Origin of the sequence: Nocardioides pollutisoli (genome assembly GCF_040045055.1) — a bacterium.
Taxonomy (GTDB): Bacteria; Actinomycetota; Actinomycetes; order Propionibacteriales; family Nocardioidaceae; genus Nocardioides; species Nocardioides tweenelious.
Map to the genome: position 1 here is coordinate 1856958 of NZ_JBDZDU010000001.1, position 24723 is coordinate 1881680.

A 24723-nucleotide genomic window follows, 5' to 3' on the forward strand; every position below is an offset into this window, starting at 1 on the left:
CCCCGGGACCCGGGACGGGCGTCGTGTGCTGTGGTGCTGGGTGCGTCAGGCCTCGACGGAGTTCTGGATCGCGGAGATGTCGAACTCGAGCTTGATCTTCTCGGAGACGAGGACGCCGCCGGTCTCGAGCGCAGCGTTCCAGGTCAGGCCCCAGTCCTTGCGGTTGATGCTGGTGCCACCCTCGAACCCGATGCGCAGGTTGCCGAACGGGTCGCGGGCCGAGCCGGTGGGCTCGAAGGTGATGGTGACCGGCTTGGACACGCCCTTGATCGCGAGGTCGCCGGTGATGACCCAGTCGTCGCCGTCGCGCTCGACCTTGGTCGAGGAGAAGGTGATCTCCTTGTTGTTGTCGGCGTCGAAGAAGTCGGCCGAGCGGAGGTGGCCGTCGCGGTCGGCGACACCGGTGTCGACGCTCGCGGTCTGGATGGTCAGCGAGACGCTCGAGTTGGCCGGGGTGGCGGCGTCGACGTGCGCGGTGCCGGAGAACTCGGTGAAGTGACCGCGGACCGTGGTCACCATCGCGTGGCGGGTGCTGAAGCCGAGGCGGGTGTGGGTCGGGTCGATCGTGTAGTCGCCGGAGATGTCCTCGACGGCGGCGGTGGGGGCGTCGAACTGCTCGGCGGCCTGGCGGTTGAAGAACGACATGGTGTCTCCTGGGTCTGGGTGGTTGTTGAACCTTGTACCACCTTGAACCGGACCGTAGTCCGATTCATTCCCGGGTCGCGAAAAAATGCGCAGAGCCGCGATCCCGGACCGGGATCGCGGCTCTGGAGCAGCGGGGCTGCGGTGTCTGAAGGTGCGTCAGGCGGCGTGCGTGATGTGCACGGGCGTCGGGGCGGGACCGTCGGTCCACTGCGCCTCGAGGTGGGTGCGGCCCTGGCTGTCGATGACCGGCACCCAGGTCTGCAGGAGACCGCTGGTCATGTTGTTGTCGCTCATGGGATGCCTTTCGTTCACTTCCTGTTCACCTAGAGTAGCGCATCCCCACCGGGCCGTCTGCATTTCTGCCGAACGCGATGTTGTCCCTCCATTTCGACCCGGTAGGGAGGGCTGGGGAGAGCATCGCCCTCCACCGTCGGCGTGGTGGGGCGGGTGGGAATGAGACCGGGGCTCCGAACGGGCGACTTCCAGGACGTCGATACGACGATTCCTGCCCGATTGCGGGCAGGAAGTTGCGATATGTGGCGGATGAGCGCACGATCTTCGCCGTGCCTACGTCACCCGATCCCGAGCTGGTGGAGCGGATCGCCGCCAGCACGGGGCTCTCGACCGCCGAGGCTGCTCGTGTCGTCGAGGACGTCGTCGCCTTCCACGCCGAACCCGTGGAGGACTACGTACGGCGCAGGCACGCCCACCTGAAGACCTACGGCGCCAAGAACGCCGAGATCTTCGCCCTGATCGCCGAGGAGCTGGCCGACCGCGTGGTCGCCGCTCCCGAGCTCACCGAGCGCCAGCTCCGGCGCCTGGTCTACGGATAGAGAGAAGCGCCCCATGTGCGGAATCGTCGGCTACGTCGGCACCCAGCAGGCAGCCCCGATCCTGCTCGAGGGCCTCACCCGCCTCGAGCACCGCGGCTACGACTCGGCGGGTCTGGCGCTGCTCGGCAGCACCGGCATCAAGGTCGCCAAGCGCGCCGGCCGGGTGCGGGACCTCGCGGACGGGCTGCCGAAGCGCTTCGCCGGCAAGGTCGGCATCGGCCACACGCGGTGGGCGACCCACGGCCCCGCGAACGACGTCAACGCCCACCCGCACACCGACGGCAAGGGCCTGGTCGCGATCGTTCACAACGGGATCATCGACAACGCCGCGGCGCTGCGGAAGCGGCTGACCGACGAGGGCGTCGACCTGGCCAGCGACACCGACAGCGAGGTGCTCGCCCACCTGGTCGCGGGTTCGGACGCCGAGACGCTCGAGGGCAAGGTGAGCGAGGCGCTGGCCGCGATCGAGGGCACCTACGGCCTGGCCGTCATGCACGCCGACTTCCCCGACCGGTTGGTCGTCGCCCGCAACGGCAGCCCGCTGCTGATCGGCGTCGGCGAGAAGGAGATGTACGTCGCCTCCGACCTGGCCGCCATCGTCCGGCACACCACCACGATCGCCCACCTCGACGACGGCGAGATGGCGACGATCACGGCCGGCGGCTTCACGACGTACGGCGAGGGGCTGGCGCGCGTCAGTCGCTCGGCCGTCACCGTCGACGTCGACCCGGCGTCGTACGACGCGGGTGAGCACGACTCCTTCATGCACAAGGAGATGGTCGAGCAGCCCGCCACGGCGGCACGGATGCTGCAGGGGCGGCTCAACGAGCGCTTCGGCACGGCCCACCTCGGCGGGCTGAACATGGACGCACGCGAGACCCGCGCGATCCGCCGGGTGAAGATCCTCGGCTGCGGGTCGGCCTACTACGTCGGGCAGATGGGTGCCTCGCTCATCGAGGAGCTCGCGCGGATTCCGTCCGACGCCGAGCCGGCCAGCGAGTTCCGCTACCGCAACCCGATCATCGAGCCGGACACGCTCTACGTCGCGGTCAGCCAGTCGGGCGAGACGATCGACACCCTGCTGGCCGTGCAGGAGATCCGGCGCAAGGGCGGCCGGGTGATCGGCCTGGTCAACGTGGTCGGCAGCGCGATCGCGCGCGAGGTCGACGGCGGCATCTACCTGCACGCCGGCCCGGAGGTCGCGGTCGCGTCGACGAAGGCGCTGACCAACATGTTCCTCGGCTTCGCGCTGCTCGCCCTCCAGCTCGGCCGGGTCCGCGACCTCTCCATCGCCGACGGGCGTCGGCTGATCGCCGGGCTCAGCCGGCTGCCGGACCAGATCGCCGAGATCCTCGAGCGCGAGGACGAGATCGCCCGGCTCGCGGCCGGGCTCGCCGGCGCCGAGAGCCTCTTCTTCGTGGGCCGGGTGCGCGGCTTCCCCGTCGCGCGCGAGGGCGCGCAGAAGTTCAAGGAGATCTCCTACCGGCACGCCGAGGCCTACCAGACCTCGGAGCTCAAGCACGGGCCGCTCGCGCTCATCTCGGAGTCCGTCCCGACGGTCGCGATCGTGCCGGACGACGAGCTGACCGACCGCAACGTCGGCGCGCTGCACGAGATCGCGGCCCGCAAGGGGCCGCTCGTGGTGATCTCCCACGAGGGTGTCGACCTCGGCGAGATCGACTGCGCGCGCATCGACGTACCCGTCAACGAGCGCGAGCTCGACCCGATCCTGCTGACCATCCCCCTGCAGCTGCTTGCCTACCACGCAGCCCTCGAGCTGGGCCACGACATCGACAAGCCGCGCAACCTGGCCAAGTCCGTGACGGTGGAGTGAGCCAGCCCACCGCGACGACGAAGGTGGCGTCGCTGGACGGAGCCACTACCGTTGACGGGTGAGCAACGACGAGCATGACGACACTTCTGCCCCCGAGGTGACGTTCGCCGACCTCGGCCTCGACGACAAGGTGCTGAAGGCGCTGGCCGATGTCGGCTACGAGACGCCCTCCGCCATCCAGGCCGCGACCATCCCGCCGCTGCTCGCCGGCCGCGACGTCGTCGGCCTCGCGCAGACCGGCACCGGCAAGACCGCGGCGTTCGCGCTGCCGATCCTGTCGCGCCTCGACCTGTCGCAGAAGAAGCCGCAGGCGCTGGTCCTCGCCCCCACCCGTGAGCTCGCGCTCCAGGTCTGCGAGGCCTTCGAGCGCTACGCCGCCCACCTGAAGGGCGTGCACGTGCTGCCCGTCTACGGCGGCCAGGCCTACGGCGTCCAGCTCAGCGCGCTGCGCCGCGGCGTCCACATCGTCGTCGGCACCCCCGGCCGGATCATGGACCACCTCGCGAAGGGCACGCTCGACCTCACCGAGCTGCGCTTCCTGGTCCTCGACGAGGCCGACGAGATGCTCAACATGGGCTTCGCCGACGACGTCGAGACGATCCTCGCGGACACGCCCGACGACAAGAACGTCGCGCTCTTCTCCGCGACGATGCCGGCCCAGATCCGCCGGATCTCGAAGCAGTACCTCAACAACCCCGAAGAGATCACGGTCAAGGGCAAGACCTCGACCGCGCCGAACATCACCCAGCGCTACCTGCTCGTGTCCTACCCGCAGAAGGTGGACGCGCTCACGCGCATCCTCGAGGTCGAGAACTTCGAGGGCATGATCGTCTTCGTCCGCACCAAGAACGAGACCGAGACCCTGGCCGAGAAGCTGCGGGCCCGCGGCTTCTCCGCGATGGCCATCAACGGCGACGTGGCGCAGAACCAGCGCGAGCGGACCGTCAACCAGCTCAAGTCCGGCAAGCTCGACATCCTGGTCGCCACCGATGTCGCCGCCCGTGGTCTCGACGTCGAGCGGATCAGCCACGTCGTCAACTACGACATCCCCACCGACACCGAGTCCTACGTGCACCGCATCGGTCGCACCGGCCGGGCCGGCCGCAGCGGCGACGCGATCTCCTTCGTGACGCCCCGCGAGCGCTACCTGCTCAAGCACATCGAGAAGGCCACCCGCCAGCCGCTGACCCAGATGCAGCTGCCGACCGCCGATGACGTCAACGCCACCCGGCTGTCGCGCTTCGACGACCAGATCACGGCGGCGCTGGAGCAGACGACCCGGATCGAGGCGTTCCGCGACATCGTCGCCCATTACGTCCGCGAGCACGACGTGCCCGAGGCGGACGTGGCCGCTGCGCTGGCCGTCGTCGCGCAGGGGGACACCCCGCTGCTGATCGACCCGAACGAGGTGGTCCGGCCGCCGCGTGACGACCGTCCGGCCCGCACCGACCGACCCGACCGCGGCGACCGGGGTTCCCGCCCCGAGCGTCGGCCGCGCGGTCGCACCGACGTCCCGATGGCGACGTACCGGATCGCGGTGGGCAAGCGGCACAAGGTCGAGCCGCGCCAGATCGTCGGCGCGATCGCCAACGAGGGTGGGCTCTCCCGCCAGGACTTCGGCCACATCGACATCCGCGCCGACCACTCGCTGGTCGAGCTGCCGGCCGACCTGCCGGGTGGTGCCTGGGACAAGCTCCGCGGCACCCGGATCTCCGGCAAGCTGATCGAGCTGGCTCCGGACAGCGGTGCGCCGAGCCGTGGCCACGACGCGGGCGAGCGGAAGAAGCCGCGCACCAAGCACTGACCTGGCCGGTCCGATCTGCCTGGTGACCTGCTCCGTGGGTGGCTCCTGGTAGAACCAGGGGCATGCGCCGACTCGTCTCCCTGGCCGCCGCTCTGGTCCTCCCGATCGCGGTGCTGAGCGCCTGCGACTCGGCGGAGAAGGTCACCGGACCCGACCCCGACGAAGCCGCGCAGGGCCTGGCGACGGCGTTCGGCACGGGTGACTTCAGCGACGTCGCCTTCACCGACGACACCCCGGAGACCGTGACGCCGGAGTACGCGAAGGTCGTCGCGGGCATGGGGTCCGACGTCCACCCCACCGTCGAGGCGGGCGACGTCGAGGAGGACGGTGACACGGCGACCACCACGCTCACCTGGACCTGGCCCGTCGGGGGACGCGAGTGGACCTACACGACCGACGCCGAGCTGACCAAGGCCGACGACGCGTGGCAGGTGGCGTGGTCGCGCAAGCTCGTCGAGCCGACCCTCGGACCGGGCACCGTCCTCGACGTCACCCCGGTCGCCGGCGCTCGCGGGCCGATCATGGGAGCGGACGGCCTGGCGCTGGTGACGCTGCGGCCCGTCGTCCGGTTCGGGATCGACCGCTCGCAGGTCTCGGCCGACAAGGCGGGGGAGTCGGCCCGCCGGCTGGCCGCGCTGGTCGACGTCGACGCCGCGCCGTACGCCAAGCAGGTCGAGGCGGCGGGGGACAAGGCGTTCGTCGAGGCGATCGTCTTCCGCAAGGACGACGTGCCCGTCTCCGTGGCGCAGGGCTACGACGACATCCCGGGCGCGCTCGCGATCCCTGACAACCTGCCGCTCGCGCCCACCCGCGGGTTCGCCGCACCCATCCTCGGCACGGTCGGACCGGTGACGGCGGAGATGGTCAAGAAGGACCCGGACAAGTACCAACCCGGCGACGAGGCCGGACTCTCCGGACTGCAGGCGCGCTACGACGACCAGCTGCAGGGCGTCGACGGCGCGGTGGTCAACGCGGTCTCCAGTGACGGGCAGGAGCGTGAGGTCTTCCGGGTGGACACCAGGCCGGGGACGGCGCTCCGGCTGACCATGGACGAGCGGCTGCAGACCGCCGCCGAGAACGCGCTCGCCACCGTCCGGCCGGCCAGCGCGCTGGTGGCGATCAGGCCGTCGACAGGGGCGATCCTGGTCGCGGCCAACGGACCGGGCACCGACGGCTACAACGACGCGACCTACGGTCAGTTCGCGCCCGGGTCGACCTTCAAGACCGTCAGCAGCCTGGCGTTGCTGCGCGCGGGGCTGACGCCGGACACCGTCGTACCGTGCACCCGGACCGTGGACGTCGACGGGCGCGACTTCGAGAACTACGACGACTACCCGAGCACTGCCCTCGGCAACATCCCGCTGCGCACCGCCGTCGCCAACTCCTGCAACACCGCCTTCATCTCGCAGACCGACAAGCTCAGCGACGGGGACCTGGCGAGCGCGGCGGCGACGCTCGGGCTCGGGATCGACCACGACCTCGGGTTCCCGGCCTACTTCGGCAGCGTGCCGCCGCCGGAGTCCGAGACGGGTGCGGCGGCCGACATGATCGGCCAGGGCACCGTGCTCGCCTCGCCGATGGCGATGGCCACGGTGATGGCCTCGATCCAGGCCGGTCACACGGTGGTCCCGCAGCTCGTGAAGACGGTCGACGTCTCCGTGCCCGACGAGGCGACACCGCTGACGGACGCGGAGGACGCCGCGCTGAAGTCGATGCTGCGGGGCGTGGTCACCTCCGGCAGCGGCCGCGGGCTCCTCGACCTGCCCGGCCCGCCGGCGATCGCCAAGACCGGCACCGCGGAGTTCGAGAAGAACGGCAAGACCCTCACCCATGCGTGGATGGTCGCCGCCCAGGGTGACCTGGCCGTCGCCGTCTTCGTCGACGAGGGCGCCTCCGGCTCCGGCACCGCCGGCCCGATCCTGGAGCAGTTCCTGCGGGCGGCTCAGGCGGGCTAGGCGTCGGCCAGCACCGAGCGGGCGACCTCTTCGGGCATCGCCTCGTAGTGCGCGAAGGACCGGGTGAAGACGCCGGCCCCGTGGGTCGAGGAGCGCAGGTCGATGGCGTAGCGGACCAGCTCGGTCTGGGGGACCTCGGCCAGCACCTGGGTCCGGTCCTCGCCGACCTTGTCGGTGCCGAGCACCCGAGCCCGGCGCGACGACAGGTCGCTCATCACGGTGCCGATCAGCTCGTCCGGGATCACGACCGTGACCGCGTCGTACGGCTCGAGCACGGTGATCGTCGCGGCGGCCGCGGCCTCCCGCAGCGCGAGGGCGCCGGCGGCCTGGAAGGCCATGTCGGACGAGTCGACGCTGTGCGCCTTGCCGTCGACCAGGGTGACGCGCAGGTCGACGACCGGGTGTCCGTGGCGTACGCCGCGCTCCATCTGGGCCCGGACGCCCTTCTCGACGCTCGGGACGTACTGACGGGGCACCGACCCGCCCACCACCTTGTCGACGAACTCGAAGCCGGCGCCCTCCGGCAGCGGCTCGACCTCGAGGTGGCAGACGGCGTACTGCCCGTGCCCGCCGGACTGCTTCACGTGGCGGCCCAGGCCGGTCGCCCGATCGGCGAAGGTCTCGCGCAGGGAGACGACGAACGGCACCGTGTCGACGTGGACGCCGTAGCGGTCGGTGAGCCGCTCGAGGGTGACCTCGGCGTGGGACTCGCCCATGCACCAGAGCACGAGCTGGTGGGTCTCGGCGTTGTTGGCGATCCGCAGCGACGGGTCCTCGGCGGCGAGCCGTCCGAGCGCCTGCGACAGCTTGTCCTCGTCGGCCTTGCTGCGGGCGACGATCGCGACCGGCAGCAGCGGCTCGGGCATCGACCATGGCCGCAGCACGCGCGGGTCGTCGACCGAGGAGAGCGTGTCACCGGTCTCGGCGCGGGTCAGCCGGCCGATCGTGCACAGGTCACCGGCGACCACCCGGTCGGCCGGTGACTGGGCGCGGCCGAAGGCGTGCGCCAGCGCACCCACCCGCTCGTCCTCGTCGTGGTCGGGGTGGCCGCCACCCGCGCCGAAGAAGGCGGTGAAGTGGCCCGAGACGTGGACCGGCTGGTCCGGCACCAGCGTCCCCGAGAAGACCCGCACCAGGCTGAGCCGGCCGAGGTAGGGGTCGCTGGTGGTCTTCACGACCTCGGCCACCAGCGGGCCGTCGGGGTCGGTGCCGATCGGCGGTGCGGCCGCTCCCGAGGGCAGGAAGACGTCGGGCGAGGGGTGCTCGGCCGGCGACGGGAAGCCGCGGACCGCGAGGTCGAGCAGCTCGGCGCAGCCGATGCCGGTCACCGAGCAGACGGGTACGACGGGGTGGAACGACGCTCGCGCCACCGCCCGCTCCAGGTCGTCGACGAGCACGTCCTCGGCGCTCTCCTCGCCGCCCACGTAGCGGTCCATCAGGGTCTCGTCCTCGGACTCCTCGATCACCGCCTCGATCAGGTCCCCACGGAGGCCGGTCGCATCCGCCTCGGCGCCTGGAGCGAGCAGACCGACGAGCCCGACCACCTCCGTCCCCTGGCGGACCGGCACGTAGAGCGGCAGCACCCGGTCGCCGAAGGACGCCTGGGCCTGGCGGAGCAGGCCGTCGTAGTCGGCGCGGGCCTGGTCGAGCTTGGTGACGACGACCGCCCGGGGCATGCCGACCGCTGCGCACTCGCGCCACAGCGACCGGGTGGCGTCGTCGATCCCCTCGTTGGCGGCGACGACGAAGAGGGCGCAGTCGGCGGCGCGCAGCCCGGCGCGCAGCTCGCCCACGAAGTCGGCGTACCCCGGGGTGTCGACCAGGTTCACCTTGGTGCCGGCGTGCACCAGCGGAGCGACCGCCAGCGAGATGGTGCGCCCGTGCGCGTGCTCGGACTCCTCGTGGTCGCAGACGGTGGTGCCGTCGCGCACCGATCCGGCGCGGCTGATGGCGCCCGAGGCGGCGAGCAGGGTCTCGATCAGGGTGGTCTTGCCGGAGCCTGCTGGGCCGACGAGCACGACGTTCCTGATCCGGTCCGGGCTGCTCGCCCCCAGATTGTGTCCCGACGCTCTCCGCGAGCCACCCTTGTCCGCCATCGTCCGACCTCCAGCCGGGACCGCGCTGTCCCGCGAGACCGACACAACTCCTCCTCGCGCCGGTGCGCAAGGGTCGGAAGGCACCCGGTGAAGACACAGGTGGGGGCCGCGGCGATGCCACGGCCCCCACCCACGTCCGGCGGCCGCGCCCCGGACACGAGGGGGTGATCCGGGTCGGCCGACCAAGGGTGAACCCCTCGCTGCATGGGGTCAGCAAGGGGTTCGTGTCGACCTCAAGGTGCTCCCTCCGAGTCGACGCTTCCAGGGTGTCACGCCGTCCAAGTCCCTGTCTGCGATTTGCCGGAAGGTGATCGAGTGCAAGGCTGTCGGCATGAACGGACTCGACCTTCTCGGCCCCGACCAGCGGGGCCTCTTCATCGGTGGCACCTGGCGCGAGGCGGAGGGTGGCAAGCGGCTCGACGTGATCGACCCGGCGGACGGGTCGGTGCTGACCGACGTCGCCGACGGCTCGGTCGCTGATGCCGTCGACGCACTCGACGCGGCCGTCGCCGCGCAGGCCGCCTGGGCCACGACCCCGCCGCGCGAGCGCGGGGAGATCCTGCGTACGGCGTTCGGCCTGATCACCGACCGCGCTGACCAGTTCGCCCAACTCATGAGCCTGGAGATGGGCAAGACCATCGCCGAGGCGCGCGGCGAGGTCGGGTACGGCGCGGAGTTCTTCCGCTGGTACTCCGAGGAGGCCGTCCGCATCCACGGTCGCTGGATGCAGGCACCCGCCGGCGGCAGCCGGCTGCTGACCATCAAGAAGCCGGTCGGCCCCTGCCTCTTCATCACCCCGTGGAACTTCCCGCTCGCGATGGGCACCCGCAAGATCGGGCCCGCCATCGCGGCCGGCTGCACCATGGTGGTCAAGCCCGCCAGCCAGACCCCGCTGACGATGCTCGCCCTCGCGGCGCTGCTCGCCGAGGCGGGTCTGCCCGACGGCGTGCTCAACATCGTGACCACCAGCCACACCAGCGAGTTCAGCCAGGCGCTGCAGGGCGACGACCGGCTCCGCAAGGTCAGCTTCACCGGCTCGACGGGGGTCGGCAAGGTGCTGGTCCGCCAGTCGGCCGACCAGCTCCAGCGGCTGAGCATGGAGCTCGGCGGCAACGCACCGTTCCTCGTCTTCGAGGACGCCGATGTCGACGCTGCGGTCGACGGCGCGATGGTCGCCAAGATGCGCAACATGGGCGAGGCGTGCACCGCCGCCAACCGCTTCCTCGTGCACAGCTCGGTCGCCCAGGAGTTCGGCGAGAAGCTCGGCAAGCGGATGGGGGCGTTGGCCCTGGGCCGCGGCCAGGACGACGGCGTCGACGTCGGCCCGCTGATCGACGAGAAGGCGATCGAGTCGGTCAGCCAGCTCGTCACCGACGCCGTCCACGACGGCGCGACGGTGGTCGTCGGTGGCTCCGCCGTCGACGGTCCCGGCTACTTCTACCAGCCGACCGTGCTGCTCGACGTGCCGAGCGACTCCGCGATCAACACCGAGGAGATCTTCGGCCCCGTCGCACCGATCACGACGTTCGAGTCCGAGGAGGACGCGATCCGCCAGGCCAACGACACCGAGTACGGCCTGGCCTCCTACGCCTACACGCGCGACCTGAACCGGACCATCCGGCTCGCGGAGTCGCTGGAGTTCGGGATGATCGGCATCAACACCGGTCTGATCTCCAACCCGGCGGCGCCGTTCGGCGGCGTGAAGCAGAGCGGCTTCGGTCGCGAGGGCGGCTTCGAGGGCATCGAGGAGTACCTCGAGACGACGTACGTCGCGCTACCCGCCGGCTGACGCCTTCGCGAGGCCGGCCAGCCAGACGTCCCACCCGCGGTCGAGCGGGTCCCGGCCCTTGGCCGGGGCCTGCCCGGTCACCCAGGACGCGAAGTCGTCGTCGAAGGCACCACTGCCGTCGTCGTTGTGCAGGTCCAGCCACACCGGGAGCCCGGCCACCCTCGCGGCACCGATCGCCGCCCGGGCCAGCGCGGACACGTCGGCGCCGTACCGCGCGATCGTGAGCTCGGCGGGCGGCACCGGCTGGCCGTCGAACTCGACGTCGAGGTCGAGGCGGACGTGCCCGTCGCGACGGTCCAGCCGCCAGCCGGGTGCCGACGCCTGCAGGCTCTCCGAGGACACGCTGCGCTGGACGTCCTGGAAGAGCGAGCTGTCGTCGAAGCCGACCGCGCCGGCGACGGTGAAGGACGTGTCGGCGTTGACGAAGGTCCAGGTGGTGCCGGCGCTGCCGTAGTGGAGGTGGCCAGCCTCGCTGACGTCGTGGGCGATCGCGCCACCCGAGTCGACGGTGATGGTCTCGACGCCGGGCACCACGACGTACTCCAGGTCGCCGAGCAGCGCGTCGCGGACGGCGTACCAGTTGGTCAGGACGGCAGTCTCGTCGTCGCGACCCGCGAACGAGTCGTCGACGACCAGCTTCGCGGCACCGCTGTCGGGCGTCAGGTCGAGCCGGTAGGTCGAGTAGCCCTCGTCGTCCACGGCCGCGTCGACGTCGGCGATCAGTGTGGTCAGCGCCGGCGCCCGGTCGACCGCTCCGGCGTCGAAGCGGACGGCGATGACGGTCCCGCGATCGCGGCTGGCCGTCGTGACGTCGACGCTGTCGACGTGCTCGATCCGGCCGATGTGGGTCTGCAGGACGTGCGCCCGGTCGGCCTCCTCGGTGCAGCCGGCCAGCGAGAGGACCAGGAGGGCAGGCAGGCAGATCGCCAGGACGGAACCCGCCCCTCTCCCCCCAGAGGTCCTCATGCGGAGAATGGTCCCCTATCCGGCACCCCGGCCGGACAGGAATCTCCGCACTGGTGGGAGGCACCGTGGATCCCTATGCCGACTCCGCGCGGCAGTACGCCGAGTTCGCCGCCGACGCGGGCGATGAATCACCGTGCTTCGCCGCGTGGGCACGCGGGGTCGCCGCCGATCCGGACGTGCTCGCCTGGCTGGCCGGGCTGCCCGGCAACAAGCGGCAGCCCAACCTGGTCTTCGCAGCCGCACGCTGGCACGGCGTACCCGCCCCCGGCCCGTACGACGGCCTCCGGCGCGGGCTGCTCGGCGACGACGGGAGCATCCGGCGCACCATCCTCGCGCGGGCGACCCAGACCAACGAGGTCGGCCGGCTGGCGACCCTGGTGCCGGCCTTCGCGCAGGTGTCGCCGTGTCCGCTCGCGCTGATCGAGGTCGGTGCGAGCGCGGGACTCAACCTCTTCCCGGACCGCTACTCCTACTCGTGGGGCGCCGGCTCGGGACCGCTCCTCAGCACCACGGTCACCGGCCCGGCGCCGCTGCCGGCCGCGGTCCCGGAGGTCGCGTGGCGCGGCGGCATCGACCTCAACCCGCTCGACGTGACCGACGACGACCAGATGGCCTGGCTCTCCACCCTGGTGTGGCCCGAGCAGGACGACCGTCGCGACCAGCTCCGCCGGGCGATCGAGGTCGCGCGCACGGACCCGCCCGCCATCGTGCGCGGCAACCTGCTCGAGGAGCTGCCGGCCCTGGTCGAGCAGGCGTCGGCGTACGGCACGGTCGTGGTGTTCCACAGTGCGGTGATCGCCTACCTGGTCGACGAGGACCGCGAGCGTTTCCACGACCTGATGGCGTCGCTGGTCGCCGACGGGGCGTGCCACTGGGTCAGCAACGAGGGGCCGCGGGTGCTGCCGCGGGTCACGGCCACCGGGCCGGAGCTGCCGGCGGACCTGCGCGGCTTCGTGCTCGGCGTCGACGGCCGCTCGGTGGCGTGGACGCACGGGCACGGTCGCTGGCTTCAGTGGCACTCGTGACCGAGCGGCGCACCCAGACCTACAGGGACGCGAGGATCTCCTCGTTGTGCCGGTGGCCGACGGTCTCGTAGCCGACCACCGTGACCCACGGGGTCACCGCGACGACGAGCAGCGACCAGACCAGTGGGGCCCCGGCCGCGACCATCGCCACTCCCGCGACGAGCACGGCGGCGGACAGCAGGATCAGCAGCAGGTGGAACGGGTCGAGGGTGCGCGTGAGGATCCCGTAGACCAGGAACGAGAACACGACGTAGATCGCGAGCGGCACGGCGACCGCCACGACGGTCGCGGTGTCGCTGAGGAGGGAGTGGCCCTCGAGCCGGTACGCCGCGGCGTGCAGCCCGGCGCCGACGGCGACCAGCGCGCCGAAGAACGGGATGTGGCCGTAGCTCCACGCGAAGCTGCGCTCGCGGTGGGCGTGCAGCAGGTCGCCGCTCGGCATCACGAAGTAGGTCCACCACATCCCGAAGGTCACCCCGACGCCGGCCAGCCCGAGCACCGCGACGTCGATCGTCCACCCCTCCTCGCTGAGGATCGCCGACAGGGTGGCGACGGTGCCGATCAGCCCCTCGCCGAGGGCGATGATCACCATCAGGCCGTAGCGCTCGGCGATGTGGTGCGGGTGCCACGGGGTGCCGCCCTCGTGACGACGCTCGGCCAGCCACGGGGTGGCGGACTCGAGCAGGATCAGCAGCACCGCGCACACCAGGAAGACGGAGATGGTGGTCTCGACCAGGGCGAGCACCACCCAGGCGGTCTGCGAGACGACCAGGCCGCCGACGAAGAACCGGCTGATCTCCGCCCGGTCCGGGTCCTGGCGGCCGGCGCGCAGCCACTGGAAGATCATCGGCACCCGCATCACGACGTAGCCGAGCACCATCACCCGGTTGTCGATGTGGTCGTCGTGGAGCAGCGACTCGAACATGTCGGGCAGCCCGAGGGCCAGGATGATCACGCCGATCATCTGGACCATCGTGGTCAGCCGGTAGATCCAGTCGTCGGTGTCGTACGCCGATGCGAACCAGGTGAAGTTGATCCACGCCCAGGACACCGCGAACGTCGCGAACGCGAACCCGAGGACCCCGTCGGCGACGTGGTCGGCGGCGAGGAAGTGCGCGAGCTCGGTGGCGGCCGCGCCGAACGCGATCACGAAGGTCAGGTCGAACAGCAGCTCCAGCGGTGTCGACGCGCGGCTGTCCTCGTGCGGGTCGCGCCCGGACATCCTGATGACGGCATGGGTGATCCGCTCCGGCATGGCGTCAGCCTAGAGCGGAGCTCAGGCGAGGCCGAGCGTCGCGGCCAGCCCGGCTCGCGACGCGATCCCGAGCTTGCGGTAGACGTGGGAGAGGTGCCACTCGACCGCCTTCACGCTCACCGCCAGCTCGCCGGCCACCTGACGGTTGGTCAGACCGCCCGCCGCCAGCCGGGCGACCTTCTGCTCGGCCGCGGTCAGCACCGCGAGCGCCTCGCCCTGCATCGGCCGGGCGGACTGGCCAATCCGGGCCAGCAGCCGACGGATCCGCCCCTGCAGCGGCCACAGGTCCTCGGCGGACGCGTACTGCTCCGCGTGCCGGAGCAGGGCGAGCGCCTCGTCGGCCGACGCGGGATCCGCGCCCAGGAGCAGGAGCCCGGCGAGGTCGGTCTCGATCTGCGCGGCCAGGCGGGCCGCCCGGACACCGTCGAGGACGTCGTGCGCCTCGCGGAGCAACGCGCTCCGGTCGGCGTGCGGGTCCACGGTGGCCAGCGCGCGCAGCCCGATCGCGATCGAGTACGCCGTCCCTGCCGACCGCGCGAGCGCGAGGTGCTCCCGGGCCAGCACGGTGCCCTCGGCGCGGTGGCCGCACCGGACGGCGGAGAGCGCGGCCGCCGCGCGCCAGGGCAGCAGGTCCGGGTCGTCGTCCGGTCCGTGCACGAGCCGGGAGATCCGGGAGAAGTGCGCGGCGGCCAGGTCGTCCTCGCCGCTCGCCGCGGACAGCTCGCCCCGTCCGTAGTGCGCGGTCGCACCGACCAGGCCGGCAGCATCGAGGTGGCGGCCGAGCTGCTCGCCCAGCGAGAGCGCCTCGGCGAGCTCGCCGCGCGCGAGCCGGCAGTCGATCGAGGTGGTCAGCAGTGCCGCTCGGTCGAGCTCGGACAGGGCGTCCGTCGAGCCGGCACGGACGCGGTCGAGATCGGCCAGCGCCACCCGGACCCGTCCGGCGCGCGCGGCGGTGAAGGCGCCCGCGAGCAGCTCGCGAGAGGGGTCGATGCTGAGCACCGGGGAGGGGGGCACCCGTGGAGCCTAGGAACGGGCGCACCCCGGCCGAGGCGAATGCCACCGATTGCCGTCGGTGGACCAGTCAGGTCCGCTCGGTCCGGCCGAGGAACGCCAGCAGCTCGACGTCGTACGACGCGGACGGTGCGACCGCCAGGGGATGTGCGAAGCGGAGGCCGCGGTCGGACTCCGCCACCATCGCGCGGGCGACCGGCAGCAGCTCGCGCGCGAGCGTCGCGGGGATCGGAGAGCGGTCGGCGGTGGCCTGCCCGACGTCCCAGCCGTGCACGGTGATCTCGAGCGCCGCGGTCGCGACGAGCACCGTGCTGCCGAGGTCGAGGCCTCCGACGAGGACGTCGCCCGGACCGGTCCGGCTCCACACGCCGAGGAGCGCACACGCCTTGTCCTGCAGGGCGGCGACTCGGCCCTCGGCCGTCGTGGTGAGGTGCACCGCGACCGCACCACCGGCGGCCTCGGTGAACGCGTCGAGCGAGTCCTCCATGTGGGCGAGCAGCTCCGCGAGGGACCAGTCGGCGCACGGCGTCGGCCGGTCGAGCAGGCCGCCGCGGACCGAGCCCAGCCGTTCGCGCGTGTAGTCGAGAGCCCGGTCGAGGAGGTCGACGGAGCTGCTCAGCGTCTGGGTCACGTGCGGTCGTCGGGTAGGCCCGCGGGCAGGCCGAACGTCGCGAAGAGCGTGGTGTCGAAGAAGGCCGTCACGTGGCGGACCCGGTCGCCGTCGAGCTCGAGGACCTGCAGCTGGAAGGGCTTGAAGTCGCCCTCCGGCGTACGCAGGTAGAGGCCGTACGCCGGCTGACCGTTCGCCCAGGTCGCGACCATCGGCATGTCGTGGGAGCCGCCGGGGCACTCGGTGCCGATCAACCAGCTGATCGCCTCCTTGCCGCGGTACCAGCTCGTGAACGGCGGCATGTCCCACGTCGCCTCGGCGGTCAGCATCCCGACGATCGACGTGACGTCCTTGCGCCAGAAGGCGTCGACGTAGCGCTCGAGCATCTGCTGCTGGGCGGCGGTGAGGTCGGGCTCGACCGTGTCGGGGGTGAGGCCGCGCTCGGCGAGCTGGGCGTGGGCGCGCTGGAGCGCGGAGTTGACCGCCGCCGCGGACGTGTCGAGCGCCTCCGCCACCTCGGCCGCCGACCACCGGAGCACGTCGCGCAGGATCAGCACCGCCCGCTGGCGGGCCGGCAGGTGCTGGAGCGCGGCGATGAACGCGAGCCGGATGGTCTCGCGCTCGGCGACGACGACCGCGGCGTCGGGCACCGGCTCGAGCCAGGCGATCTCGTGGTCGAGCTCGAGGGCGTCGCCGGCCATGGCGTCGGCCGTGCCGAGCCCTGCGGGCAGCGGCCGCCGGGGTCGGTTCTCGAGGTTGGTCAGGCAGACGTTGGTGGCGATCCGGTAGAGCCAGGTGCGGACCGAGGACCGCCCCTCGAACGCTGCCGATGCCTTCCACGCCCGCAGGAACGTCTCCTGCACGAGGTCTTCCGCCTCGTGCACGGATCCGGACATCCGGTAGCAGTGCGCCAGCAGCTCACGCTGGTAGCGCTCGGTGAGTGCGGGGAAGTCGTCGAGCTCAGTGGTGGTGGCCATGGCCGCTCCAGTCTGCATGGGACTACCGACCGGAGTCGACCGCCAAACTCATCGCCCGCTCGGCGGCGGGTACGGCGAGCGCCCGGTCGGCCGCGATCAGCCCGACCCGGGTGCGCCGGTCGAGCAGGTCGTCGACGTCGGCAGCGCCCTCGTGGGTCACCCCGAAGATCAGCTCGGCGAGGGTCACCGGGACCGTCTCCGCGATCGGCGCGAGCAGCTCCTCGTCGCTCAGGCCGCTGACCGTGCGCGCGTTGTCCAGGACGAGCGCGGCGTCGGTCCCGAAGCGGCGCACCAGCCGGGCCGGGTCCTCCAGCTCGGCCAGCCGCTCGCGCGACGCGGCGCCCAGCAGCGGCAGGTCGCGGGTGCGGCACGCCGCAGCCGTCAGCCCCGCGTGGGCGACGGCGGCGTCGACCGCGTCCTCGGCCATCTGCCGGTAGGTCGTCAGCTTGCCGCCGACGACCGTGATGACACCCGTCTCGCTGGTCAGCACCGCGTGCCGGCGGGACAGGTCCGACGTCGCCCCCTCGTCGCCCGACGAGAGCAGCGGCCGCAGCCCGGCGTACGCACCGATCACGTCGCTGCGGTGCAGGGGTCGGGCGAAGGCCGCCGAGGCCACGTCGAGGAGGAACCCGATCTCGGGCTCCGACGGCTCGGGCACGTCGGGGATCTCGTCGTCGACGGGTTCGTCGGTGAGCCCGATGTAGATGGTGCCGTCGGGCTGCGGCAGCACGTTGATGAAGCGGCCGGTGGTGCCGGGGATCGGGGCGAAGACCGACGTGCGGAGGCCGGGGATGCTCGACCCGCGCAGGACCAGGTGGGTGCCGCGGCTGGGTCGCAGGGTCACCTCGGGAACCAGCGACCCGGCCCACACACCGGTGGCGTTGACCACCGTGCGCGCGGTGACGACCGACGTCGCGCCGGTGAGCTCGTCGCGCAGCTCGACGGAGGTGCCGGTCGCGGCCAGGACCCGCGCGCGGGTGCGGACGTGGGCGCCGTACGACGCTGCGGTGCGCGCGACGTTGGTGACCAGCCGGGCGTCGTCCTCGAGCTGTCCGTCCCAGGTGATGAGCCCGCCACGCAGCCCGGCCACCCGGAGCGGGGCGAGCTGGAGCGCCTCGACGGTGGAGACGCGTCGGGGTCGCGGCAGGACGTCCGAGGGGGTGCGCGCTGCTCGGCGAAGGACGTCGCCTCCCAGGAGGCCGGCACCCGTGAGGATCGCCAGGCGACGGCTGGTGACCGAGCCGAGCGGGATCAGCATCGGGATCGCGTGCGTGAGGTGGGGCGCGGTGCGCTCCATGAGGATCCCGCGCTCGACGGCGCTCTCGTGGGCGACGCCGAACTGGAACTTCGCGAGGTAGCGCAGGCCGCCGTGCACCAACTTGGAGGACCAGCGCGAGGTGCCGAAGGCGAGGTCGTGGGCGTCGACGGCGAGGACCGACAGGCCGCGGCTGACCGCGTCGAGGGCGACCCCGACCCCGGTGATGCCGAGGCCGATGACGACCACGTCGACGTCGGTCGGCGCGCCGGCGAGGCCGGGGGTGATGCGGGTGCTGGGGGTGCTGCGGGTGGGGGTCGGGGCGCTCATGGCAGCAGTCCTCGGGTCAGGGCGAGCCGGAGCTCGCCGTCGAGCTCGTCGAGCGAGACCGCGTCGTCGACCATCGTGTGCGCGGACAGGACGAAGCCGTGGGCGGCGAGCAGCATGGAGCGCGCCATCAGCACCGGGTTGCCCTGGCGGACCTCGCCGGCGGCCTGCGCCTCGGTGAGAGCGTTGACGGTCAGCTCCAAGATGGCGTCCTGCGAGCGGCCGCGACGGGAGAAGAGGTAGGGGAGGATCAGCTCCGGGTCGAGGTCGACGATCCGGATGAACAGCTCGTTCTCGCGCAGTCGCTGGACCGTGCCGACGATGTCGCCGACCAGGCGCTCGACGGTCGAGGTGTCGGGGTCCTCGTCGGCGAGGGCGTCGGCGACGACGCCGCCCCACTCGCGGGTCATCAGGTCGGAGAGCAGCTGCGGCATGTCCGACCAGGTGCGGTAGATCGTCATCCGGGAGACCCCGGCACGACGGGCCACCTCGGTGAGCGTCGTACGCCGCCAGCCGACGTCGAGGATGCAGTCGCGTGCGGCGTCGAGATAGGTGTCCCGAGGTTCGGTGTTGTGACGAAGTGACGTCATGTGTCACAGTGTAACGCATGACGCCAGAGATGCATCCCTCCCGTTGGGGCGACCCGGCCCGCGCCCAGTCCCTTCCCGCCGAGGCCCGCGGCCTGGTGGAGATGGTGTTCGGCGTCGACGACCGCCCCGCGGTCGAGCCGCCCGCACTGCGTCCGTCGTCGCTCGATGCCGGTGTGCTCGACGCCCTCGCCGCGGTCGTCGGCGCCGACCACGTGCACACCGACGACGACACCCGACGACTGCGGACCCGCGGGAAGTCCACCCCCGACCTGCTCCGCGCGCGCTCGGGCGACCTCGAGGACGCGCCCGACGCAGTGGTACGACCGGCGACCCACGACGAGGTCGCGGCCCTGATCGCGCTCGCGGTCGAGCACCACCTCGCGGTGGTCCCGTTCGGTGGCGGTACGTCGGTCACCGGCGGCCTGGTCGCCCGGCGCGAGGGCTTCGCCGGGGTCCTCAGCCTCGACCTGGTCCGGATGAAGCAGCTGCTCGCGGTCGACCACGTGTCGATGACGGCGACCCTCGAGCCCGGGCTGCGCGGCCCCGAGGCCGAGGCACTGCTGGCCGCCGAGGGACTGACCCTGGGCCACTACCCGCAGTCGTTCGAGTACGCCTCGATCGGCGGCTTCGCCGCCACCCGCTCCAGCGGCCAGTCGAGCGCCGGATTCGGCCGCTTCGACGCGCTGGTCGTCGCGATGACCGTGGCGACGCCGCGCGGTCGGATCGACCTCGGCTCCGCGCCGTCGAACGCCGCGGGCCCCGACCTGCGCCAGGTCTTCCTCGGCTCCGAGGGCGCCTTCGGCGTGATCACCTCGGTCACGGTGCGGGTGCGCAAGCTGCCCGCGGTGAAGCGCTACGAGGGGTGGCGCTGGGCGTCGTTCGCCGACGGTGCCGACGCGATGCGCACCCTCGCCCAGTCCGGCCTGCTGCCGACCGTGCTCCGGCTCTCCGACGAGGCCGAGACCTCGATCAACCTGGCAGACCCGGGCGCCATCGGCGGCGAGGGCAGCGCAGGGTGCCTGATGATCACCGGCTTCGAGGGCGAGCCCGACGCGGTCGACGCCAAGCGTGCGGCGGTCGCTGCGCTGCTCGAGGGACTCGGCGGGACCAGCACCGGGGAGGCGGCCGGCGAGAAGTGGGCGCACGGTCGCTTCGATGCGCCGTACCTCCGTGACTCGATGCTCGATGTCGGGGTGCTGGTCGAGACGCTCGAGACGGCGACCTTCTGGTCCAACCGCGACCGGCTCTACACCGACGTGAAGGCCGCGCTGGAGGCGTCGCTCGGGCAGCCGTCGATCGTGCTCTGCCACATCTCGCACGTCTACGAGACCGGCTGCTCGCTCTACTTCACCGTCGCCGCGAAGGAGACCGACGACCCGCTCGCCCAGTGGCAGGTCGCCAAGACCGCCGCGAGCGACGCGATGATCGCCGCGGGTGCGACCATCACCCACCACCACGCGGTCGGCACCGACCACAAGCCGTGGCTCGCCCAGGAGATCGGGCCGCTCGGCGTCTCGGTCCTGCGCGCGGTCAAGGCCGACCTCGACCCGACCGGCGTCCTCAACCCGGGGGTGCTGATCCCGTGACTCGCTCGTTCTCCTTCCTCGTCAACCCGACCTCCGGCGGCGGTGCCGCACCCGGTGCCGTCGTCCCGGTCGCGCGGATCCTGCGGGACGCCGGCGCGACCGTCGACGTCACCTACTCGCCCGGCCCGCACGCGATGGTCGAGCTGGTGGACGAGGCGATCGCCCGCGGCGACGTCATCGTGTCGGTCGGCGGCGACGGGATGCTGTCGTCGCTCGCGGGGCTGGTCTCCGAGCGCGACGGGACTCTCGGCGTGGTGCCCGCCGGCCGCGGCAACGACTTCGCCCGGATGCTCGGCCTGCCCGACGACCCCGCCGGTCAGGCGCGAGTCCTGCTCGAGGCCGACGTACGGCGCGTCGACCTGCTCGCCGTCTCCGGCCTCGCCTCGCCACGTCGCCTGGTCGCCGGCTCGGTCTACGCCGGGGTCGACGCCCGGGCTGCCGAGATCGTCGACCGCGCGACCTGGCTGCCGCGCCGGCTGCAGTACCCCTACGCCGCGCTGCGCTCGCTCGCGACGTACCAGCCCGGCGACTACCGGGTCTCCGTCGACGGCGAGGAGCGGTCGTACGCCGCCGCGACGGTCGTGGTGGCCAACTCGGCCTACTACGGCAGCGGCATGCAGATCGCGCCGCCAGCCTCCGTCGAGGACGGCATCCTCGACGTGGTCGTCATCGAGGCCGCCGGGCGGCTCGCACTGATGCGGTCGCTGCCGAAGGTCTACGACGGCGGGCACGTCCACCTCGACGAGGTGACGGTCCTGTCCGGCACGCGGGTCGAGGTGCGCGGCACCTCACGCGCCGGCATCTCGGTCGGCGGTGACGGTGAGCCGCTCGGCACGCTGCCCACCCTCGACGCCTCGCCCGCCGTGGTCGAGGTCGTCCCCGGCGCGCTGGCCGTCCTGTGTTGAGTCGAGACTTCCGTAGCTTCAATCGAGACTTCCGTCGGTCGAATCTCTCGATTCAACCGACGTAACTCTCGACTCGACCGACGGAAGTCTCGATTCAACCGTCAGTCGAACGCCCAGACGAGCAGCTCGGTGGGCACGGCCGCGGTGACGGTGTGCGCGGGCTCGTCGGTGAAGCGGAAGGCGTCGCCGTCGGAGAGCGGCTCGGCCAGGGAGAACCGCTGGAGTGCGCCGCCCGCGACGAAGGCGTGCACGCGCGCCGCCTCCGGGAGGGTGACGGGGTCGCCGGCGCCGAGATGCGCGACCGAGAAGGTCGCGGCCCCCAGCTGCACGACAGGCGTCAGCTCGCCCGGCACCAGGTCGACCGGCGTGACGGCGTACGTCGGAGTGGTGCCCGTCTCGGAGGGTGTCAGCCAGGCCTGGACGAACCGGACCTGCCCCTCGGGTCCGGCGATCTCGGCGTGGGTCACGCCCGAGCCCGCGGACAGCACCTGCACCTCGCCCGGGTGGACGACGCCGGTGTGGCCCTCGCTGTCGGTGTGCAGCAACGACCCCGACAGCACCCACGTGACGATCTCGACGTCGCGGTGCGGGTGGTCGGTGAAGCCGGTGCCGGCCTTGAGCCGGTGGTCGTCGTGGCAGACGAGCGGGCCGAAGGCGACGTTGTCCGGGTCGTAGTGCGTGCCGAAGGAGAATGAGTGTCGGGTGAAATGTCCGTCACCCCGGGTGAGGAACCGATCGGTTCCACGTCGGATCTCCACGCTCACAGGCATCATTGTGCCCGTGCCAGATCCCCACCCAGCAGCGCCTCCTCCCCAGCTCCCCCCGGGGTTCCGGTTCGGCACGAGCACGGCGTCGTACCAGATCGAGGGTGCTGCCACCGAGGACGGCAGGGGGCCGAGCGTCTGGGACACGTTCTCCGACGTCGAGGGCCACATCGTCGACGGGTCGAGCGGCGCGGTGGCATGCGACCACTACCACCGCTACGCCGAGGACGCGGCGCTGATGAAGCAGCTCGGCGTGGGTGGCTACCGCTTCTCGATCGCCTGGCCGCGGATCCAGCCCACCGGGTCGGGCAAGCCCAACGAGAAGGGCCTCGACTTCTACGACCGGCTGGTCGACGAGCTGCTCGCCAACGACGTCCAGCCGATGGCGACGCTCTACCACTGGGACCTCCCGCAGGCGCTCGAGGACGACGGCGGCTGGCTCAACCGGGCGACCATCGACCGGTTCGCCGACTACGCCGCGATCATGGGTGAGCGCCTCGGCGATCGCGTCGAGCACTGGATCCCGGTCAACGAGCCCAACGTCGTGATGATGCTGGGCTACGCCACGGGGACGCACGCGCCCGGCCGGACGCTGATGTTCGACTCCTTGCCGGTCGCCCACCACCTCCTTCTCGGGCACGGCCGCGCCGCGATCGCGCTGCGCGCCGCCGGCGCGACCAGCGTCGGGTGCGCCAACAACCACGCACCGATGTGGCCCGCGAGCGACGACGAGGCCGACGTCGGCGCGACCAAGCTCTTCGACGCCCTGTGGAACGGCATGTTCGTCGAGCCGATGCTGCTCGGGCGCTATCCCGCGGACCTGGCGCCGCTCTTCGAGGGGATCGTGCAGGACGGCGACCTCGCCACGATCCGCCAGCCCCTCGACTTCTACGGCGTCAACTACTACAACCCGTTCAAGATCGGCGCGGCCGCCGAGGACGCGGAGATGCCGTTCGCGTTCCGCGAGCTGCTCGGCTACCCGACCACCGACTTCGGCTGGCCGGTCGTGCCCGACGCGCTGCGCGAGTGGCTCATCCTGCTGCGCGCCCGCTACCGGGCCGCGCTGCCGCCGATCTACATCACCGAGTCGGGATGCGCCTACAACATGGGGCCCGACGAGAACGGCGTCGTCGACGACCAGCCCCGCATCGACTACCTCGACGCCCACCTGCGGGCGATCGCGACCGCGGTGCAGCGCGGCGTCGACGTACGCGGCTATTACACGTGGTCGCTGATGGACAACTTCGAGTGGGCGGAGGGCTTCACGCAGCGCTTCGGCCTGGTGCACGTCGACTACGAGACGCAGGTGCGGACGCCGAAGCGCTCGTTCCAGTGGTACGCCGACATGATCGCCGCGCAGACGAAGTCACTCGGCTAGCGCTGCAGCGAGGCCGTCCACGATCCGCTCCAGCCGTTCGGGGCTGGTCGCGATGTTGACCCGCACGTGCCCGGGCAGTCCGGGCTGGTAGTCCTGACCGGGCGCGACCCGCACCCCGTGGGCGAGCCCGGCCCAGGCCGGGTCGTCGACGCCGTACGCGCGCAGGTCGAGCCACGCGAGGTAAGTCGCCTGGAGCGGGCGCATCCGGGCGCGGGGCAGCCGGTCGGCCACCAGGTCGACGAGCAGGTCGCGCTGTGCCGAGAGCCGCTCGACCAGGGCGGCGTGCCAGTCGTCGCAGTCGCGCCACGCGACGGCTCGGCCGACCACCCCGAGGCTCGACCAGCTGTTCTGCGCGGGGATCGGCGCCTCGAGCAGCCGCGCGCGGTCCTCGGGGTCGAGCGCGACGACGAGGGCGCCGTGGACCGCCGGCATGTTGAAGGACTTGGTGGCGCTGGTGACGAGCACCGCGTGCTCGTCGACCGAGAGGTACGGCGTGAAGCGCGACCCGGTCAGGGTCAGCGGTCCGTGCACCTCGTCGGTGACGACCCGAGCGCCGTACGACCTCGCGAGCTCGGCGAGGGCGACCAGCTCCTCGCGGGTCGAGACCCGGCCGAGCGGGTTGTGCGGGTTGCAGAGCAGGAGGGTGCGGGCGCCGGCCGCGAACGCCTGCTCCACGGCGGCCAGGTCGAGCGCGGCGTCGTCGGCGTCGGGGTCGACGGTGATCGGGACGACCGTGCGACCGGTGAGCTCCACGACGTCGCGGAACGGGGGATAGGACGGCATCTGCACCACGACGGGCCCCGGAGGGCAGAGCAGCTCGAGGACCAGCCGGATGCCCCCGATGACGCCGCCCGCCGGCACGCACGCCTCGGCCGGCACCTGCCACGACCAGTGCCGCGCGGCGAACCCGGCGAACGCCGCGCCGACCTCGTCCTCGTGGGGCGGGTAGCCGAGCCGGCCGGCCCGGATGGCCGCCACCAGGGCGTCGGTGATCGCCGGCGCGTGGGCGTAGTCCATCTCGGCCACCCAGGCGGGGATGACGCCGGGCGTCTCCCACTTGAGCGGGAGGGCGGCGCGAGCCTCGTCGTCGGTCAGGTCCCGGATCACGGACCCATCTA

Annotated in this window: 21 protein-coding genes; 9 read left to right on the forward strand and 12 right to left on the reverse strand. The window is 72.0% G+C overall.

Going from position 1 to position 24723, the window contains the following annotated elements; genetic code table 11:
* Positions 1 to 45 precede the first annotated feature (45 nt).
* Positions 46 to 645 (reverse strand): YceI family protein, encoded by a 600-nt coding sequence (locus ABLE68_RS09040; protein WP_348870985.1) that lies wholly within the window; start codon positions 643 to 645, stop codon positions 46 to 48.
* A gap of 156 nt (positions 646 to 801) precedes the next feature.
* Positions 802 to 939, reverse strand: coding sequence for a hypothetical protein (locus ABLE68_RS09045; protein WP_348870986.1), 138 nt, complete (start codon positions 937 to 939; stop codon positions 802 to 804).
* Between the two features lie 269 nt (positions 940 to 1208).
* Here ABLE68_RS09045 and ABLE68_RS09050 point away from each other — a divergent pair, with 269 nt between their 5' ends.
* The 4 genes from ABLE68_RS09050 to ABLE68_RS09065 all read left to right on the forward strand — a co-directional run bounded on the left by ABLE68_RS09050 (position 1209) and on the right by ABLE68_RS09065 (position 7071).
* Positions 1209 to 1478: a hypothetical protein gene (locus ABLE68_RS09050; RefSeq protein ID WP_348870987.1), complete on the forward strand. Its 270-nt coding sequence runs from the start codon at positions 1209 to 1211 to the stop codon at positions 1476 to 1478.
* A gap of 13 nt (positions 1479 to 1491) precedes the next feature.
* Positions 1492 to 3312, forward strand: a complete 1821-nt coding sequence (gene glmS / locus ABLE68_RS09055) for a glutamine--fructose-6-phosphate transaminase (isomerizing) (RefSeq protein ID WP_348870988.1) — start codon at positions 1492 to 1494, stop codon at positions 3310 to 3312.
* Between the two features lie 58 nt (positions 3313 to 3370).
* Entirely contained in the window at positions 3371 to 5116 is a 1746-nt protein-coding gene (locus tag ABLE68_RS09060; protein ID WP_348870989.1) for a DEAD/DEAH box helicase, read from the forward strand.
* A gap of 62 nt (positions 5117 to 5178) precedes the next feature.
* Positions 5179 to 7071 (forward strand): penicillin-binding transpeptidase domain-containing protein, encoded by a 1893-nt coding sequence (locus tag ABLE68_RS09065; protein WP_348870990.1) that lies wholly within the window; start codon positions 5179 to 5181, stop codon positions 7069 to 7071.
* Here ABLE68_RS09065 and ABLE68_RS09070 read toward each other — a convergent pair.
* The gene (locus tag ABLE68_RS09070; RefSeq protein WP_348870991.1) at positions 7068 to 9167 is read right to left on the reverse strand and encodes an elongation factor G-like protein EF-G2; all 2100 of its coding nucleotides are present in this window, start codon (positions 9165 to 9167) and stop codon (positions 7068 to 7070) included. The genes ABLE68_RS09065 and ABLE68_RS09070 overlap by 4 nt on opposite strands.
* Before the next feature lie 331 nt (positions 9168 to 9498).
* Between ABLE68_RS09070 and ABLE68_RS09075 the strand changes: the two genes are divergently transcribed.
* A complete protein-coding gene (locus tag ABLE68_RS09075; RefSeq protein WP_348870992.1) occupies positions 9499 to 10956 on the forward strand; it encodes an NAD-dependent succinate-semialdehyde dehydrogenase in 1458 nt (485 codons plus the stop codon).
* Here the strand turns inward: ABLE68_RS09075 and ABLE68_RS09080 are convergent.
* Positions 10942 to 11922 (reverse strand): hypothetical protein, encoded by a 981-nt coding sequence (locus tag ABLE68_RS09080; protein WP_348870993.1) that lies wholly within the window; start codon positions 11920 to 11922, stop codon positions 10942 to 10944. The genes ABLE68_RS09075 and ABLE68_RS09080 overlap by 15 nt on opposite strands.
* Before the next feature lie 53 nt (positions 11923 to 11975).
* Between ABLE68_RS09080 and ABLE68_RS09085 the strand changes: the two genes are divergently transcribed.
* Positions 11976 to 12947, forward strand: coding sequence for a DUF2332 domain-containing protein (locus ABLE68_RS09085; protein WP_348870994.1), 972 nt, complete (start codon positions 11976 to 11978; stop codon positions 12945 to 12947).
* 19 nt (positions 12948 to 12966) lie between these two features.
* Here ABLE68_RS09085 and ABLE68_RS09090 read toward each other — a convergent pair whose 3' ends face one another.
* The 6 genes from ABLE68_RS09090 to ABLE68_RS09115 all read right to left on the reverse strand — a co-directional run bounded on the left by ABLE68_RS09090 (position 12967) and on the right by ABLE68_RS09115 (position 18972).
* Positions 12967 to 14202: a low temperature requirement protein A gene (locus tag ABLE68_RS09090; RefSeq protein WP_348870995.1), complete on the reverse strand. Its 1236-nt coding sequence runs from the start codon at positions 14200 to 14202 to the stop codon at positions 12967 to 12969.
* A gap of 21 nt (positions 14203 to 14223) precedes the next feature.
* Positions 14224 to 15216: a LuxR C-terminal-related transcriptional regulator gene (locus ABLE68_RS09095; RefSeq protein WP_348870996.1), complete on the reverse strand. Its 993-nt coding sequence runs from the start codon at positions 15214 to 15216 to the stop codon at positions 14224 to 14226.
* Between the two features lie 67 nt (positions 15217 to 15283).
* Positions 15284 to 15844, reverse strand: coding sequence for a maleylpyruvate isomerase family mycothiol-dependent enzyme (locus ABLE68_RS09100; RefSeq protein WP_348870997.1), 561 nt, complete (start codon positions 15842 to 15844; stop codon positions 15284 to 15286).
* The gene (locus ABLE68_RS09105; protein WP_348870998.1) at positions 15841 to 16800 is read right to left on the reverse strand and encodes a sigma-70 family RNA polymerase sigma factor; all 960 of its coding nucleotides are present in this window, start codon (positions 16798 to 16800) and stop codon (positions 15841 to 15843) included. The genes ABLE68_RS09100 and ABLE68_RS09105 overlap by 4 nt, the downstream gene beginning before the upstream one ends.
* Before the next feature lie 22 nt (positions 16801 to 16822).
* The gene (locus ABLE68_RS09110; RefSeq protein ID WP_348870999.1) at positions 16823 to 18385 is read right to left on the reverse strand and encodes a glycerol-3-phosphate dehydrogenase/oxidase; all 1563 of its coding nucleotides are present in this window, start codon (positions 18383 to 18385) and stop codon (positions 16823 to 16825) included.
* Entirely contained in the window at positions 18382 to 18972 is a 591-nt protein-coding gene (locus tag ABLE68_RS09115) for a TetR/AcrR family transcriptional regulator (protein ID WP_348871000.1), read from the reverse strand. Before ABLE68_RS09115 ends, ABLE68_RS09110 begins: the two co-directional genes overlap by 4 nt.
* 17 nt (positions 18973 to 18989) lie before the next feature.
* Here ABLE68_RS09115 and ABLE68_RS09120 point away from each other — a divergent pair, with 17 nt between their 5' ends.
* Together ABLE68_RS09120 and ABLE68_RS09125 are read left to right on the forward strand one after the other, a co-directional pair.
* A complete protein-coding gene (locus ABLE68_RS09120) occupies positions 18990 to 20558 on the forward strand; it encodes an FAD-binding oxidoreductase (RefSeq protein WP_348871001.1) in 1569 nt (522 codons plus the stop codon).
* Positions 20555 to 21463 (forward strand): diacylglycerol/lipid kinase family protein, encoded by a 909-nt coding sequence (locus ABLE68_RS09125; RefSeq protein ID WP_348871002.1) that lies wholly within the window; start codon positions 20555 to 20557, stop codon positions 21461 to 21463. The genes ABLE68_RS09120 and ABLE68_RS09125 overlap by 4 nt, the downstream gene beginning before the upstream one ends.
* A 101-nt stretch (positions 21464 to 21564) precedes the next feature.
* Here the strand turns inward: ABLE68_RS09125 and ABLE68_RS09130 are convergent, their stop codons facing one another.
* Entirely contained in the window at positions 21565 to 22227 is a 663-nt protein-coding gene (locus ABLE68_RS09130) for a pirin family protein (RefSeq protein WP_348871003.1), read from the reverse strand.
* Between the two features lie 16 nt (positions 22228 to 22243).
* On the opposite strand from ABLE68_RS09130, the gene ABLE68_RS09135 reads away from it, so the two are divergent.
* The gene (locus tag ABLE68_RS09135) at positions 22244 to 23605 is read left to right on the forward strand and encodes a GH1 family beta-glucosidase (RefSeq protein ID WP_348871004.1); all 1362 of its coding nucleotides are present in this window, start codon (positions 22244 to 22246) and stop codon (positions 23603 to 23605) included.
* Here ABLE68_RS09135 and ABLE68_RS09140 read toward each other — a convergent pair.
* A complete protein-coding gene (locus ABLE68_RS09140; RefSeq protein ID WP_348871005.1) occupies positions 23594 to 24712 on the reverse strand; it encodes a MalY/PatB family protein in 1119 nt (372 codons plus the stop codon). The genes ABLE68_RS09135 and ABLE68_RS09140 overlap by 12 nt on opposite strands.
* Between the last annotated feature and the right edge of the window lie 11 nt (positions 24713 to 24723).